The organism is Pseudoalteromonas sp. SG44-8 (genome assembly GCF_014164125.1).
In the GTDB taxonomy this organism is placed as follows: domain Bacteria; phylum Pseudomonadota; class Gammaproteobacteria; order Enterobacterales; family Alteromonadaceae; genus Pseudoalteromonas; species Pseudoalteromonas rhizosphaerae.
In genome coordinates this window covers 210,843-226,390 of the sequence record NZ_JACJEQ010000005.1, presented here as the reverse complement: position 1 = coordinate 226,390, position 15,548 = coordinate 210,843, and the positions used below count along the sequence as shown (strand labels likewise).

Below are 15,548 nucleotides of genomic sequence, written 5' to 3'. Positions count from 1 at the left end.
ATTTAACTTTCCCTCTTATAATCAAGACAATGGTCGATTACCAAAATTGCAGCATCAAAAGCAGGCTTAACACATTTATTTAACTTTCCCTCTTATAATCAAGACAAAGGTCGATTACCAAAATTGCAGCATCAAAAGCGGGCTTAAAACATTTATTTAACTTTCCCTCTTATAATCAAGACAAAGGTCGATTACCAAAATTGCAGCATCAAAAGCGGGCTTAAAACATTTATTTAACTTTCCCTCTTATAATCAAGACAAAGGTCGATTACAATACGCGCATCTAAAAGGCAGGTTGCCTTTATCTGCAAGCAACTAGAGTGGATTTTCTTCTTCATGGCAATCAAACTTGCAATCAATGGTTTTGGTCGAATTGGTCGAAATATTGTTCGCGCTCTTTATGAATCGGGCTTAAGCGACGAGATCAAAATTGTTGCGATTAATGAACTTGCTGATCCTCAAGGGATCGCTCATCTTCTTAAATATGATACGTCTCATGGCCGTTTTGCGTTTCCAGTTACTTTAGGTGAAGACACCTTATCGGTAGCGGGCGATACAATTGCTTTATTTGCAGAACAAAACCCGCGTGAATTACCTTGGCAGTTACTTGATGTTGATGTGGTTTTAGAATGTACTGGTGTGTATCACTCTCGTGAACATGCGCAATTACATCTTGATGCTGGCGCAAAGAAAGTCTTATTTTCTCAGCCCGCAGATGCGGATGTTGATGCCACTATTGTTTATGGTATCAATGATGATGAACTACTCGCTGAGCATACGATTGTCTCTAATGGATCATGTACCACAAACTGTATAGTACCGGTGATTAAAGTACTTGATGATGCCTTTGGTATAGAATCAGGGGCGATTACGACTATTCATGCGTCGATGAATGATCAGCAAGTAATTGATGCTTATCATCATGATTTACGTCGTACCCGCGCTGCGAGTCAGTCGATTATTCCCGTTGATACTAAATTAGCTCGCGGTATTGAGCGTATTTTACCTAAGTTCCATGGCCGCTTTGAAGCTATTTCGGTGCGAGTACCTACTATCAATGTTACTGCGATGGATTTGAGTGTGACTGTCAACGCCGATGTTGATTTAAAAGCGGTAAATAAGGTATTAAAAGCAGCAGCGAGAGACCGCCTAGAAGGTATTTTAAGTTATACCGAAGAGCCATTGGTCTCGGTTGATTTTAATCATGACCCACATTCTTGTATTATAGATGGCACACAGACACGAGTCAGTCATAAACGACTGATAAAGTTGTTAGTGTGGTGTGATAATGAGTGGGGGTTTGCTAATAGAATGCTCGATACAGCACGAGTGATGATGGCAGCAAGTAATTAATATAAAAGTTCAAACCTAAAAATAAAACCTATATATTTCAAGTCAGTATCGTTAACTAAGGAGAAGTCCATGTCGGTCATAAATATGGCGGATTTAGATTTAAACGGCAAACGCGTGTTAATTCGTGAAGATTTAAATGTACCAGTAAAAGCAGGTAAAGTGACCTCAGATGCACGTATTCGTGCTGCATTACCGAGTATTAAATTAGCCCTTGAAAAAGGCGCTAAAGTAATGGTTATGTCACACCTAGGCCGCCCTACGGAAGGGGAATATGATGAAGCGTTTTCTTTAGCGCCAGTTGTTGATTACCTTAATGAAGCACTTGAACAAAATGTACGTCTTGAAAAAGATTACTTAAATGGCGTTGAAATTGCTGATAATGAAGTGGTCGTTTTTGAAAACGTACGCTTTAATGTTGGCGAAAGCAAAGATGACGAAGCGTTATCTAAAAAGCTTGCTGCATTATGTGATGTGTATGTAATGGATGCATTTGGTACCGCCCATCGTGCTCAAGCGTCTACCCATGGCGTTGGTTTATTTGCAGATGTTGCTTGTGCAGGCCCACTATTGGCGGCTGAATTAGAGGCATTAGGTAAAGCACTTGATAACCCCGCTCGTCCATTAGTGGCGATTGTGGGCGGCTCTAAAGTATCAACTAAACTAACAGTACTTGATTCACTTTCAACGATTGTTGATCAATTAGTCACTGGTGGCGGTATTGCAAATACCTTTATTGCTGCGGCAGGCTACCCGGTTGGTAAGTCATTATACGAAGCTGACCTAATTGATGAAGCAAATAAGCTAAGTGCGGCTGCTAAAAGTAATAATGGTGAAATACCAGTACCTACTGATGTGGTTGTTGGCAATGAGTTTTCAGAATCAGCCGTTGCAACATTAAAAGATGTTAGCGAAGTAACAGACACAGATATGATTTTTGATATTGGCCCAGATACAGCGAGCAAACTTGCAAAAATTATTGCTAATGCAGGTACTGTTGTATGGAATGGTCCAGTAGGTGTATTTGAATTTGACCAGTTTGGTAATGGCACCCGTGCTATTGCTCAAGCAATCGCTAATTCAAATGCGTTCTCAATAGCTGGTGGCGGTGATACGTTAGCAGCGATTGATAAATACGGCATTGCCGATAAAATTTCGTATATTTCAACTGGCGGTGGTGCTTTCCTTGAGTTTTTAGAAGGGAAAAAATTACCAGCAGTTGCTATGCTTGAACAACGCGCTAAGTAATTAGCGTTTCTCAATGTAGTTAGCAATCGTTAGTTTAGGCTGCTAACTACACTGAGTATGATCAGATATTAAATACCTCTCACCCTTATTTAATAGCTGGTTTTGTATGACGGTAAATTTGGCAAGAGCCAATACTATCGAGGTGCAGTGATTGCACCGAACTCAACTATTCCGTTCGAACTAGGTAGTTTTGCGCGTGCGCAGCTATCGACAATTTGGAGAATACCAAATGGCTTTAATCAGTATGCGACAACTTCTTGATCATGCAGCTGAACATGGTTATGGCGTACCAGCATTTAACGTTAATAACCAAGAGCAGATCCGCGCTATTATGATGGCGGCTGACAAAACTAACAGCCCAGTAATTGTACAAGGTTCAGCTGGCGCTCGTGCCTATGCTGGTGCCCCATTTATACGTCATATGATTTTAGCTGCGATTGAAGAGTGGCCACATATTCCAGTGGTAATGCATCAAGATCACGGTACCTCACCTGGCGTTTGCCAACGTTCAATTCAATTAGGTTTTTCATCAGTGATGATGGATGGCTCGTTAATGAGCGATGGTAAAACACCATCATCATATGAGTATAACGTTGATGTAACGCGTAAAACTGTTGAACTTGCACACTCTTGTGGTGTGTCTGTTGAAGGCGAGTTAGGTGTGCTAGGCTCACTTGAAACTGGCGAAGCTGGCGAAGAAGATGGCGTTGGTGCTGAAGGTAAACTAACCACAGACCAAATGCTAACCGATCCAGAAGAAGCGGCCGATTTTGTAAGTAAAACCCATGTTGATGCCTTAGCGATTGCGTGTGGTACTTCACACGGCGCGTATAAATTTACACGTCCGCCAACGGATGATATTTTGGCGATTGATCGTATTAAAGCGATCCACGCACGTATTCCTAACACTCACTTAGTTATGCACGGTTCGTCATCAGTGCCGCAAGAATGGCTTGAGATCATCAACCAATATGGTGGTGAGATCCCAGAAACCTATGGTGTGCCAGTTGAGCAGATCGTTGAGGGAATTAAGTTTGGTGTGCGTAAAGTAAATATCGATACAGACTTACGATTAGCATCTACAGGGGCTATTCGTCGCCATCTTGCGCTTAATCCAGCAAACTTTGATCCACGTAAGTATTTAGCTGAAGCGACAAAAGCAATGACTGAGATCTGTGTTGCACGTTATGAGTCATTTGGTACAGCGGGTCAAGCAGGTAAGATCAAACCAATCTCACTTGATGAGATGCACCTTAAATATTTAACGGGTGAATTAGATCCGAAAATTAAATAATTTAATTTATTAAGTTATAAAACAGCCAGTAGTGTTAAAGCTACTGGCTTTTTTATGCCTGATCGTAAAAGATCATTATTTTACCAAGCAGGGGCTTTGGGATCATTGCTTTACTAACTGTGCTTTGTTGGGATCAGATTTTTACTAAGGATCAGCTTGATTGGCAGAGGTTTTGTTATAAAAATAGCCATTTCAAAGCTTTGTTGTATAAATGATCAACAACTTATGGCTTTGGCTAGGTAAAACACTGATCCCAGATCTAACTCGGTTGGTAAACGAATGATCCCTGAAATGAAACTTGGTAGGATTTTGATCTCTGTTAATGATCGCCGATGTTAATAGGCGTTTTAATTGAGTTAGAGTGTGAAGATGCTTTCGTGGCTTACATCGTGATACTGTATAGTTGATTATTGAAAGGGGAATTTAATACAAAGTAGTAATGTAGCAATTATAAAGTATGATTTTTAAATGTGAAATTTGATAATGTATGCTAATTTTGTACCTTAAAAGGGTTTATTTTGCATTTTTTACCCCGCATTTCGATTTACACGTTACACTTTCATAAAAATGTCATACTTAGTCATAATAATGAAAACTAGTTCGATAACGAAAGAGATAAATTGGAATGTCACGTAAAGTACTTGTCGTCGATGACGAAGCACCGATCAGAGAGATGCTGGTTTTTGTATTAGAGCAAAATGGTTTTCAAGCAATTGAAGCGGAAGATTACGATTCAGCCATTGCAGCGATGGTAGAGCCTTATCCAGATATGGTGTTATTAGATTGGATGCTACCAGGTGGTAGTGGAATTCAAATTGCTAAAAAGTTTAAGCAAAGTGAATATACTCGCCAAATTCCTATTATTATGCTGACTGCTCGCGGCGAAGAAGAAGATAAAGTTCGCGGTCTTGAAGTCGGTGCTGATGATTATGTTACTAAACCATTTTCACCAAAAGAATTAATGGCGCGTATTAAAGCCGTTATTCGTCGTGTGTCGCCTACTTCATTGGAAGAAGCGATTGATGTACATGGTTTACGTCTTGATCCTATTTCACACCGTGTTACCTCTGAAGGTAGCGAGTTGGATATGGGACCGACAGAATTTCGCTTATTGCATTTCTTTATGACTCATCCTGAACGTGTTTATAGCCGTGAACAGCTACTAGATAACGTATGGGGGACTAATGTCTATGTTGAAGATAGAACCGTAGACGTGCATATTCGTCGCTTACGCAAAGCGATTGCACCGCTTGGTCATGACCGTTTAGTACAAACTGTACGTGGTGCAGGCTATCGTTTTTCCAGTAAATTATAAGAGTCATGGAGATGACCAAGCCAATAACTAATTTTGGCTTAAATTTACTTACTCTAAGGTAAAGTGAGTGTATGTATCGAGTTGTTAATAAGCAGGCGTTAGCAAAGCGTCTGTTTATCTATTTCCTACCTTTATTATTAATTGGCGTGCTTATTGGTGCGCCATTTTTGCTTTTATTTTTAGGATCTTTTTCACTGCTTGTTTGGCATTATCATCAACTCTATCGGCTCAGTGATTGGCTATTGAATCAACGTAGTTTTAATCCACCTGAAGGCGAGGGGGCATGGGAGCAAGTATTTGAAGGGATCTACCATTTACAACATCGCAACCGTAAAAAACGTAATGAATTAGCTGATTTGATCCGTCGTTTTCGCGATGGCGCAGAAGCAGTGCCTGATGCGGTTATTGTTCTACAACGTGATTTAAGTATTGTTTGGTGTAATCAACTAGCTTTAAAAGTGCTTGGATTACAGTGGCCAGCGGATCATGGTCAACGGCTTGACAACCTTATTCGCGATCCTAAATTTGCGAAATATATGCAAACGGAATTGTTTGATGAAGCATTAGAACTTGAAAGTGGTCACAGTGTTGAGCAAGTTTTAGAGTTTCGGGTAATGCCATATGCCAGCTCACAATTAATGGTTGTTGTGCGTGATGTCACGCGACTGAAGCAACTTGAGCAAATGCGCAAAGACTTTGTGGCCAATGTATCTCATGAGCTACGTACGCCATTAACCGTTGTTACAGGTTACTTAGAAATGTTTGATGGCGATATGGTGCCACCACCGGCAATGTGGAATAAAGCACAAGGTACTATGCTTGAACAGTGTAAACGCATGGATAGCTTGGTAAATCAGCTATTGTCGTTATCACGTATTGAAGGCGCTCGACGTCAAGATAATGATAAAGCGATCAATGTACCGCAGTTACTTAGCTATATTAGGACTGAAGCACAATCATTGAATCAAGACAAAGGGCATGAGTTGATATTTGATATTGATGCTAACGTCGATATAAAAGGCGCTGAAGAGGAGCTGCGCAGTGCCTTCTCTAATTTAGTGTTTAATGCCATTCATTACACCAAGGCGGGCGGTAAAATAACCGTAAGCTGGCAGCTAAAAGATAATCAAGCGTACTTTTCAGTGGTTGATAATGGCGATGGTATTGCACCAGAGCATATTAATCGTTTAACTGAGCGTTTTTATCGGGTTGATAAAGCGCGTAGTCGTACAACCGGTGGCTCAGGGCTGGGTTTAGCCATCACCAAACATGTATTAACTCGTCACGATAGCCAATTGATAATTAAAAGTAAATTAGGCGAAGGATCATGTTTTTCGTTTGCTTTTAGTCGTGAAAAAACAGTGCTATTAAATAATTGAGCCAAAAAGCCAAAGTCATAAAAGTGTCATTTTAGAGTAATCTAACTGTCATCTATTCTCTTTAGAGTAGACGACAGTTAAGAAATAGACGAACAAAATCGGAGCAACCTAATGAGATTTAAAAACCTAGTAGCCGCAATGGGTGTGGCAGTAACAACATTTGTATCTGCACAAGCAATGGCAGTAGATACAGTTATTCCTGAGTATCAAAAAACCAGTGGTATTTCAGGTAATTTTTCATCTGTGGGCTCTGATACTTTAGCCAACATGATGACCTTTTGGGCTGAAGAATATAAACGTATTTACCCAAATGTGAACATCCAAATTCAAGCGGCTGGTTCATCTACTGCGCCACCGGCATTGACAGAAGGCACAGCAAACTTTGGCCCGATGAGCCGCAGAATGAAATCAAAAGAAATCGAAGCGTTTGAAAAACGTTACGGTTATAAACCTACTGAAGTACGTGTAGCGATTGATGCATTGGCAGTATTTGTTCATAAAGACAATCCAATTGAAGGTTTACGTATCGACCAAATCGATGCGATTTTCTCTTCAACTCGTAAATGTGGTGCTGATGCAGATGTGACTCGTTGGAGTGATGTAGGTTTAACGGGGAATTGGGCTGCAAAAGACATTCAGCTTTATGGCCGTAATTCTGTATCTGGTACTTACGGATACTTTAAAAACAAAGCGCTATGTAAAGGTGACTTCCGTAACAACGTGAACGAGCAACCAGGTTCAGCATCGGTAGTGCAATCAATTTCTTCATCAGTGAATGCAATTGGTTACTCAGGTATCGGTTATAAAACATCAGGCGTACGTACTGTACCACTGGCGAAAAAAGGCGATAACTTTGTTGATGCAACACTTGAAAATGTAGCAACAGGTAAATACCCACTGTCGCGCTTTTTATATGTTTATGTGAATAAACACCCGAATAAACCGCTTGCACCTATTGAAGCAGAGTTCTTAAAAATGGTGTTATCACAAGATGGCCAAAAAATTGTAGAGAAAGATGGTTATGTACCACTTTCTGGCAAGATGGCAATGGGCGAACTTAAGAAGCTAGGTCTTCTTTAAACTTAACGCCAACTATGAATTAATAAAAAACCGCGCAATGTAAATTGCGCGGTTTTTTTATATCAACTAGGTTCAGGTTAGTTAAATAGTTTCTTTTTGAGCTGTTGATGGGCATTTAAAACGCGTTTACGTTTACTTAAACCTTGGCGCTTAAAGCTCTGAATTGGCATTACGCTAGATTGCTCTTGCGGCAATGTAGGGATTGTAAAGTTAGCAACATCATCATTCGGTAATGCTATTTCTTGCTCATGTACACGTAAGGCTGCAAGGGTGTCGTTATTATCAACTTCACTCGGGCAAATAAATATGCCTATTTTACGTAATTTAACGCCTAAGCCTATGCTACTTGAATATCGTACAATTGGGGCTGCTAAGATCAATCCAACTAAAATCGGCGATAACCACCAAAAGAATACAGGCGTAAAGTAATAAGCAATACCGCCCCAAGCTAAGGCGATTAAGGTTGATAGTAATGTGTAACCTATCGCTTCTTGCCACGGAACCATGCGGCCTGATCGAGGCTGGGCGTCCCACGTTACTTTTTTACCTAAAAATACACACACCACAAAGTAGCTATGAAAAACCATCATCAGCGGGGCGATAATAATGGCAAACACGGTTTCAATGATTGAGCCTAAAATTAATTTAAATGAGCCGCCAAATTGTTTATTACGATGGATCAGTGTGACAATAATCCCCATTAATTTCGGTAATAATAACAACACAATTGTGACAAAAAGCAACGAGTTAATTAATTCTGTTTTTGCTATTTGCCAAGTCGGAAATAATTGATACGCCTGATTAAAATAGACATTACTGTTTAGTGCACGGGTGACCGCATCTATGGTACTTAGCACTAACATTGATAACCAAATTAATGATGAAATATATGCCGTTGCACCTAATAAAAAGTGCAGCTTGCTGATTATTTTTAAACCCGACGCAGGTAACAAACCTAAATGCTGAATGTTGCCTTGCACCCAACGCCTGTCGCGAATAGCGTAATCTAAAATATTACTCGGTACTTCTTCGTAGCTACCTTGTATATCACTGAGTAATAATACATCCCAGCCAGAACGATGCAGTAATGATGCTTCGACAAAGTCATGACTTAAAATTTCGCCGCCGAAAGGGGCATTACCTTTGAGCACCGGTAAACCGCAGCAATCAATAAACGCTTTAACCCGAATAACGGCATTGTGGCCCCAGTAATTAGCGTGATTAGTCTGCCAAAAAGCTGAACCGGTTGCTAGCATTGGACTATAAAGTACTGACGCAAACTGTAGAAAGCGACCAAAGAAGGTATCTTGCCTAACAGGGATCGGAATCGTTTGAATAAGCCCAGCTTGTGGATTGTTGATCATGCTGCTGGTGAGCTCAAGCATACACTGACCCGTCATGATGCTATCTGCATCAAGTACAATCATATGCTCGTATTTACTGCCCCAACGCTCGCAAAAGTCAGTTAAGTTACCTACTTTACGGTGTTTGTTATCTTCACGGCGGCGGTAAAAAGTTTGTTTGGCAAAATCACCTAGGCGTTCGGTCAAGGCATGCCACGCTTTTAGCTCATTGTTAGCTATTTCTTTATCTTGTGTATCACTTAATAAGTAGAAATCAAAATGCGCAAATTGGCCTGTTTTTATCAGTGAACGTAAGCTCACTTCAAAACCTGCGATAACTCGCTGCGTATCTTCATTGTAGATAGGCATAACGACAGCAGTTCTGGTTTTACTCAATGCTTGCTGATCAATTTCGATTGCTTTTTGGCGCGTCAGTGTCAGCGGGTCAATTCTAAATAATTGTAAAATAAATCCCATACAGCCACTGCAAAATGCGGTCACAATCCAAGTGAAGGTAATTGAAAACAGCGCAAGTAATGCATACTCAAGCGGGGTCATGCCATTTGAATTTAAAATATCAAACATGATCCACATACCATAAGCTGAGATGGCTAACACTAACAGTGAAAAAAGCCATACACGAGTCTTTTTAAAAGGCATTGTACTGTTACTCGACGTCATTTGGATACCAGACATAACTCCATACCTCGCTAACTTCTTTGTCACGTAGTGTTAATGATAAGCGCATGTCTACAGGCTTACCGCCCTCTGGCGCGACTTTAAAAGCAACACGCCATCCTTCATTATTTGGTAATTGTTGAACTGTTTTATCGCTTATTTCACCTGAATTTAGGGTCAAATTAGCAAGCAATTTTAGTTTGGCTGACAAGTTGTTAATATTGTCACCAGTGAAGTCAACCGTAAATTGGCGATGACTTTTTGGTGGTGGATTTTCTTCACCGGGTAATGCAGCACTGCCAATGCGAGTGCGTAAAACTCGGGCTTTATCTTGGCTTGCAAGCGCCGCGTTAAATGTTGACAATTTATAACTAAAACTAAGTGTTTCACCTGCTTTAAGTGGTTGCTCTGGTACCCAATAGCTAACGATATTGTCATTGGTCTCGGTATCAGTCGGTATTTCTACTAACTCAACTCGACCATTTCCCCATTGTCCTTGTGGTTCAATCCACAGGCTTGGGCGGGCATGATAATGTGCCTCAGTATCGAGATAGTTATTAAACTCACGGTCGCGCTGTGCTAGTCCAAAACCTTTTGGATTGTCATAACCAAATGACGTTACACTAAGCTGTTTAGGGTTATTTAGCGGACGCCACACCCATTTATTGTCTTGTGATTGCATTAGTAAACCATCAGAGTCATGTACTTCTGGTCGGTAATCATCAAAGAATTTAGTGCTATTTTCGCCGTGGTAAAACATGCTTGTAAGCGGTGCTATACCTAGTTTTTTGATATCTTTTCGGGCGAATATTTGCATTTTAGTTGTTACTTCAGTTGCTGTTGATGGACTGATCTCAAAACGATATGCGCCAGTAACAGAAGGACTATCAAGTAATGCATATAGCACAATATGTGTGTCTTCAGGTTTTGGCTTAACTAACCAAAACTCTTTAAATACTGGAAACTCTTCACCAGAGCTGAGTGCTGTATCAATCGCTAGGCCACGTGCTGAAATACCATACACTTGATCAGGGCCCACTATGCGAAAATATGAAGCGCCTTGAAATACAGCAACTTCATCTTTGTAGTCGTTATTGTTTAGAGGAAAGTGTAATCTAAAACCGGCATGCCCCAACTGAGTGGTGCCTAAAGCCGCGGTAATTTCCTGCTCAAGTGGTGCTGCGGTGCCATCATAGCGGTAGTAATCAGTTTTAAATGGTAGATTTTTTACCTTTGCATCAGCATCAACTGTGTTAATCACGATAGGGTTTTTATAGAGAAAACCTGGATGGAATAACTGTACCTCATATAAACTTTCATCTTTCCAGATCGCATGGTCTTGACGAAAACGAATCGCTCGATAGTCCTGATAATTAATATTATTTAACGCATCAACAGCAATTACGGGAGCTGCTACGTAGTCTTTGGCAGCCAGTTGTTTGGCTCTAGCTGTTACCACCGCAAATAATTTTTCAGAAGGGATTGTAAGCAAAGTTGGCTGTGTAGTTGGTACAGCATCAGCAGTATCCGCATCAGATTTTGTTATTGGTTGTTCTGCCGCACTGACATTACATGCACACAAGGCTAATAATGCACCTAATAATACCCTCGTTTTAAATGATGGATACAGAGCTGCCCGCGTTATCGTTTCCATGAGGTTTTTTCCTTTAGCCGTTATCTGGTTAATTTTAAAATGCTTTAGTTAGTTGAATTCAAGTTTGCAAAAAACGAACCTAAAATAAACTTATATATTTCAATGACTTTATATTTACTAGTATCGTAGAGGGTGTACTTTCTTTGTATAAACTGAAAATAATTACACGCAATGTATGACTACTTATTACTAATGTCAGTAGATATTACTAGAGTAAACCTTGCTATAAGGTGAATGGCAGAAAAATCACGATGGTTTGATGTAGAAAGTTTGCCTAAAGTAGGCGCTGGGAGGGAGGAAACTTGCCAATCATGATAATTGGCAAGTTAACATTAGTTATTGCACATTACCTAATGCTTGGGCATTTGCTTTGCATTGGTTATAGGCTTCAATACATTTAGTATTACATACTTTATATACCATGCCTTCGCCGGTGCTTTGCTGTTCGCAGTTCACTTCACATTGATAATTCTGTTGTGCGCATTGCTGCATTTCTGGATTTTCTATTTGGTTTTGACACCCAGCTAATATGCCTATACACAGCGAAATGCTTGATAATTTTAATAATGAATTCATGCTTATCCCAATTATTGTTATGTAATATCAACGAGCAGATTGTCTATTAGCCTTACTGGCCCTAAGAAGGCTGCCGCCAAAATCACTAGTTGACTATCATTGAGTGTAGCTTTTTTTAAGGTATCGCGCTGAGCTATTTCAAAGTAGTCAATTTTGAGCCCTGCTTGCTCTAGTTGCTGCTTTGCTTGTCGGCATATGTCGTCAAAATCACGCAGCCCCGAGTTTAACTGTTCTGCGCTCCAATTAAGGGTTTTAAATAGCACTGTCGCTGTTTCTTTTTGAGCTTCTGATAAGTAGCCATTGCGAGAGCTCATAGCTAACCCAGACACTTCACGGCTGGTTGCAACGCCAATAATTTCTACTGGAATTGACAGGTCATGAGCCATGGTTTTAATCACTTGCAACTGTTGATAGTCTTTTTCACCAAAGCACGCATAGTCAGGTTGTACTAAGTTAAATAATTTAGTAACCACCGTTGCTACACCGCGAAAATGACCTGGACGTGATCCGCCGCAATAACCCATTGATATATTTGGCACATCGACAAAGCTTTGCGCATCTAAACCGTTAGGGTAAATGGCTTCCACACTTGGGGTAAATACAATATCAGTACCAAGCTCTGCCAGTCCTTGTTTATCCGCAATGAGGGTGCGCGGGTAGTTATCAAGATCTTCGTTGACACCAAATTGCATTGGGTTTACAAAAATACTAACCACGACTTTATCAGCCATGTTTTTGGCTTTCTCAACGAGTGAAAAATGCCCTTGATGTAGATTACCCATAGTTGGCACTAGTGCTACACTAAGCCCTGCTTGGCGCCATGCTTTAATTTGACTACGTAATGATTTTATTTCAGTGATCGACTGCATTATTTAAACTCATGTTCCGTGCTTGGAAAAGCACCACTTTTAACGTCGCTACAATATTTTTTAACCGCATCCGGCATATTGCCTGTTTCGAGTAAAAAGTTTTTAGAAAATTTAGGGATGTAACCTGCTGAAATGCCAACTAAGTCATGCATGACTAGAATTTGGCCATCAGTTTGATTACCTGCACCAATACCAATGGTAGGAATATTAACCGCGTCAGTAATTAATTTGGCAAGTTCAGATGGAATACATTCAAGAACCAGCATTTGTGCGCCTGCCGCGGCAAGCGCCTGAGCATCGCTAATCATTTTTTGTGCTTGTTGTTCACTACGGCCTTGGATTTTAAAACCACCAAACACATGTACTGATTGCGGTGTTAAGCCTAAATGTCCACATACCGGTATACCTTGTTGAGTCAGCGCAACAACTGAGTCATACAGCCATTCGCCCCCCTCAAGTTTGACCATGTTAGCGCCAGCTCGCATTAATTCTGCTGCATTTTTACAGCTCTCGGCTGGGTTTGAGTAGGTCATAAATGGCATATCTGCAATGACGAATAAATCACGGCTCCCGGCGCGTACGCTGCGAGTATGATATGCAATATCTTGATTGGTGACAGCCAGTGTATCGTCGCCACCTTGTAACACCATGCCTAACGAATCACCGACTAAAATAACGTCTACGCCGTTATCATGAAATAACTTTGCAAAGCTGGCATCGTAGGCCGTTAATGCCGTGATTTTTTGTTGGTCTGCTTTCATTTTATTAAGCGTAGAAACGGTTATTTTAGACATAGTATCCTCGTAGGCAACGGCCTGAAATTAATTACAGAGGTAATTGTTGTAATTCGTTTAGTGCCAAATTAGTGCTAATACTGTGAAGTAATATACCATTTGGCAGCGTAATATTTGGGGCTATTTCAAGTAGCGGGTAAACCACAAACTCGCGTTCAGTTAGACCATAATGTGGCACAATTAAACGCTCGCTATTAATGACTTGATCACCAAATAATAAAATATCAATATCTAAGGTGCGCGGCCCCCAGCGCTGTGCTTTTCGTACTCGACCGTGTTCAAGTTCTATCTGTTGTGTTAAATCAAGCAACTGCTCAGGTAATAGCGTGGTTTTTAGCGCCGCAACAGCGTTAACGTAGTCAGGTTGATCTTGCGGGCCCATCGGTTTACTAGCGTAATAATGCGATACACCAATAAACTCGCAATCAGCCAATGCACGCAGTGCTGCAACAGCATGATCTAGCTGAGTACGAGGGGCGTTTAAATTAGCCCCTAAACCAAGGTAGACGGTTTCCATGATCATTCAGCCGCTGGTTTTGGGCTGCGGCGGCGAGTACGACGACGGCCTTTTGTTGCGCCTTGCGTACCTAACGCTTTAACTAGCTCTTTTTGACCATTGATGTCTTGTTTTAAATAGTCAGTCCACCAGTTAACTAATTGCTGATGCTGTTTTTCACCGGCCTGTACGCGCAAGAGTAAAAAGTCATACGCAGCTTTAAAGCGTGGTTGCTGTGTCAGGCGATATGCACGTTGTCCTGAGCGTTTATCTAAGCGGTGTTGAATATGCCAGATATCACGAGCGCCAAGGGTAAAGCGTTTTGGTACGGCGATATGTTGGGCATTATCACTGAGTACTTTGTTCATACCTTGAGCGAAAGCATCGTATTCAGATAGTTGCTCTTGTTCTTGCAGTGCTTTAGTGATCTGCAATAATGGGAACCATAACAATGCAGCAAAAATAAATGCTGGAGTTACTTTTTTCTCCGCATTAATACGCTCATCTGTATTACGGAACATCTGTTGAATTAAAGCGAATTCTAAGCCATCAGGATTACTATCTAAAATACTATCAAGGGCTGGAAATAATGATTTGAAAAGGCCATATTTACGTAGCATTAAAAAGTTTGCTTCGGCCTTGCCATTTAAAAACAGTTTCAGTGTTTCTTCAAATAACCGCGCTGCAGGTATATTATCTAACAGGCTTGCTAATTCATTTAATGGTTGCTCTGTTGCCGGTGCAATCGACATATCGAGTTTGGTTGCAAAGCGAACTGCGCGCAGCATACGTACAGGATCTTCGCGGTAACGGGTTGCTGGATCACCAATCATCTCGATTTGTCGAGCGTTAATAGCTGCTAAGCCATTAGCATAATCATGGATTGAAAAATCATTAATTGAATAATATAACGCATTGATTGAAAAATCGCGGCGTTCAGCATCTTCTTCAATACTACCAAAAACATTATCGCGCAGCAGTTGTCCTTGGTCACTCGATTGGCTAATTTGGTTTTTATCTTCAGGCGCTTCGTGATGACCACGCATGGTGGCCACTTCGATTATTTCACGACCAAAAACAATGTGTGCTAAACGAAAGCGACGGCCAATTAAGCGGCAATTACGAAATAGCTTTTTAACCTGATCAGGAGTGGCATTGGTGACCACATCAAAATCTTTTGGTTGTTGACCTAACAAAATATCACGAATGCAACCACCAACAAGGTAGGCATCAAAGCCTCCGTCTTTCAGGCGATATAATACCTTGATTGCATTTGGGCTAAATTGTTTGCGAGAAATACCATGCTCATTGCGTCCAACTATTAAAGGCTGCGCAGAGACTTGAGTATGTTCGGCTGTTACAGAGGCGGTTGGGCCAATAATTTGCCGACAAAATTGAAAAAGCTTGGAAATAATAATCTGTCTCCTACAGAATTCGGTTATTTGATGGACGCCATCAAAATCAAACCAAGT

General features: G+C 40.8%; 13 protein-coding genes. 6 read left to right on the top strand and 7 right to left on the bottom strand.

Going from position 1 to position 15,548, the window contains the following annotated elements:
• Positions 1 to 336 precede the first annotated feature (336 nt).
• From epd to H5163_RS06745, 6 genes are all read left to right on the top strand, one after another.
• Positions 337 to 1,353, top strand: a complete 1,017-nt coding sequence (epd, locus tag H5163_RS06770; RefSeq protein ID WP_145235357.1) for an erythrose-4-phosphate dehydrogenase — start codon at positions 337 to 339, stop codon at positions 1,351 to 1,353.
• A gap of 69 nt (positions 1,354 to 1,422) precedes the next feature.
• Positions 1,423 to 2,598, top strand: coding sequence for a phosphoglycerate kinase (locus H5163_RS06765; protein ID WP_145235359.1), 1,176 nt, complete (start codon positions 1,423 to 1,425; stop codon positions 2,596 to 2,598).
• A gap of 229 nt (positions 2,599 to 2,827) precedes the next feature.
• Positions 2,828 to 3,892: a class II fructose-bisphosphate aldolase gene (fba, locus tag H5163_RS06760; protein ID WP_145235361.1), complete on the top strand. Its 1,065-nt coding sequence runs from the start codon at positions 2,828 to 2,830 to the stop codon at positions 3,890 to 3,892.
• Between the two features lie 625 nt (positions 3,893 to 4,517).
• Entirely contained in the window at positions 4,518 to 5,207 is a 690-nt protein-coding gene (phoB, locus tag H5163_RS06755) for a phosphate regulon transcriptional regulator PhoB (protein ID WP_145235364.1), read from the top strand.
• A gap of 71 nt (positions 5,208 to 5,278) precedes the next feature.
• The gene (gene phoR, locus H5163_RS06750) at positions 5,279 to 6,586 is read left to right on the top strand and encodes a phosphate regulon sensor histidine kinase PhoR (protein WP_149982118.1); all 1,308 of its coding nucleotides are present in this window, start codon (positions 5,279 to 5,281) and stop codon (positions 6,584 to 6,586) included.
• Between the two features lie 111 nt (positions 6,587 to 6,697).
• The gene (locus tag H5163_RS06745; RefSeq protein ID WP_145235368.1) at positions 6,698 to 7,666 is read left to right on the top strand and encodes a PstS family phosphate ABC transporter substrate-binding protein; all 969 of its coding nucleotides are present in this window, start codon (positions 6,698 to 6,700) and stop codon (positions 7,664 to 7,666) included.
• Between the two features lie 77 nt (positions 7,667 to 7,743).
• Here the strand turns inward: H5163_RS06745 and mdoH are convergent, their stop codons facing one another.
• The 7 genes from mdoH to pcnB all read right to left on the bottom strand — a co-directional run bounded on the left by mdoH (position 7,744) and on the right by pcnB (position 15,458).
• Entirely contained in the window at positions 7,744 to 9,705 is a 1,962-nt protein-coding gene (gene mdoH, locus H5163_RS06740) for a glucans biosynthesis glucosyltransferase MdoH (protein ID WP_182734724.1), read from the bottom strand.
• Positions 9,677 to 11,341 (bottom strand): glucan biosynthesis protein, encoded by a 1,665-nt coding sequence (locus H5163_RS06735; protein WP_259399787.1) that lies wholly within the window; start codon positions 11,339 to 11,341, stop codon positions 9,677 to 9,679. The genes mdoH and H5163_RS06735 overlap by 29 nt, the downstream gene beginning before the upstream one ends.
• Positions 11,342 to 11,677: 336 nt before the next feature.
• Complete coding sequence (locus tag H5163_RS06730) at positions 11,678 to 11,917, bottom strand: hypothetical protein (RefSeq protein WP_145235371.1); 240 nt, start codon at positions 11,915 to 11,917, stop codon at positions 11,678 to 11,680.
• Positions 11,918 to 11,934: 17 nt separating this feature from the next.
• Positions 11,935 to 12,786 (bottom strand): pantoate--beta-alanine ligase, encoded by an 852-nt coding sequence (gene panC / locus H5163_RS06725; RefSeq protein WP_145235373.1) that lies wholly within the window; start codon positions 12,784 to 12,786, stop codon positions 11,935 to 11,937.
• On the bottom strand, positions 12,786 to 13,580 hold the full coding sequence (gene panB / locus H5163_RS06720) for a 3-methyl-2-oxobutanoate hydroxymethyltransferase (RefSeq protein WP_145235375.1): 795 nt from the start codon (positions 13,578 to 13,580) through the stop codon (positions 12,786 to 12,788). Before panB ends, panC begins: the two co-directional genes overlap by 1 nt.
• A gap of 31 nt (positions 13,581 to 13,611) precedes the next feature.
• Complete coding sequence (folK, locus tag H5163_RS06715; RefSeq protein WP_145235378.1) at positions 13,612 to 14,097, bottom strand: 2-amino-4-hydroxy-6-hydroxymethyldihydropteridine diphosphokinase; 486 nt, start codon at positions 14,095 to 14,097, stop codon at positions 13,612 to 13,614.
• Between the two features lie 2 nt (positions 14,098 to 14,099).
• Complete coding sequence (pcnB, locus tag H5163_RS06710) at positions 14,100 to 15,458, bottom strand: polynucleotide adenylyltransferase PcnB (protein WP_246175570.1); 1,359 nt, start codon at positions 15,456 to 15,458, stop codon at positions 14,100 to 14,102.
• Between the last annotated feature and the right edge of the window lie 90 nt (positions 15,459 to 15,548).

Coding starts and splice junctions, on each gene's coding strand:
- H5163_RS06745 (WP_145235368.1), top strand. CDS start 6,698: ATGAGATTTAAAAACCTAGTAGCCGCAATGGGTGTGGCAGTAACAACA.
- fba (WP_145235361.1), top strand. CDS start 2,828: ATGGCTTTAATCAGTATGCGACAACTTCTTGATCATGCAGCTGAACAT.
- H5163_RS06765 (WP_145235359.1), top strand. CDS start 1,423: ATGTCGGTCATAAATATGGCGGATTTAGATTTAAACGGCAAACGCGTG.
- folK (WP_145235378.1), bottom strand. CDS start 14,097: ATGGAAACCGTCTACCTTGGTTTAGGGGCTAATTTAAACGCCCCTCGT.
- panB (WP_145235375.1), bottom strand. CDS start 13,580: ATGTCTAAAATAACCGTTTCTACGCTTAATAAAATGAAAGCAGACCAA.
- H5163_RS06730 (WP_145235371.1), bottom strand. CDS start 11,917: ATGAATTCATTATTAAAATTATCAAGCATTTCGCTGTGTATAGGCATA.
- panC (WP_145235373.1), bottom strand. CDS start 12,786: ATGCAGTCGATCACTGAAATAAAATCATTACGTAGTCAAATTAAAGCA.
- phoB (WP_145235364.1), top strand. CDS start 4,518: ATGTCACGTAAAGTACTTGTCGTCGATGACGAAGCACCGATCAGAGAG.
- mdoH (WP_182734724.1), bottom strand. CDS start 9,705: ATGTCTGGTATCCAAATGACGTCGAGTAACAGTACAATGCCTTTTAAA.
- H5163_RS06735 (WP_259399787.1), bottom strand. CDS start 11,341: ATGGAAACGATAACGCGGGCAGCTCTGTATCCATCATTTAAAACGAGG.
- epd (WP_145235357.1), top strand. CDS start 337: ATGGCAATCAAACTTGCAATCAATGGTTTTGGTCGAATTGGTCGAAAT.
- phoR (WP_149982118.1), top strand. CDS start 5,279: ATGTATCGAGTTGTTAATAAGCAGGCGTTAGCAAAGCGTCTGTTTATC.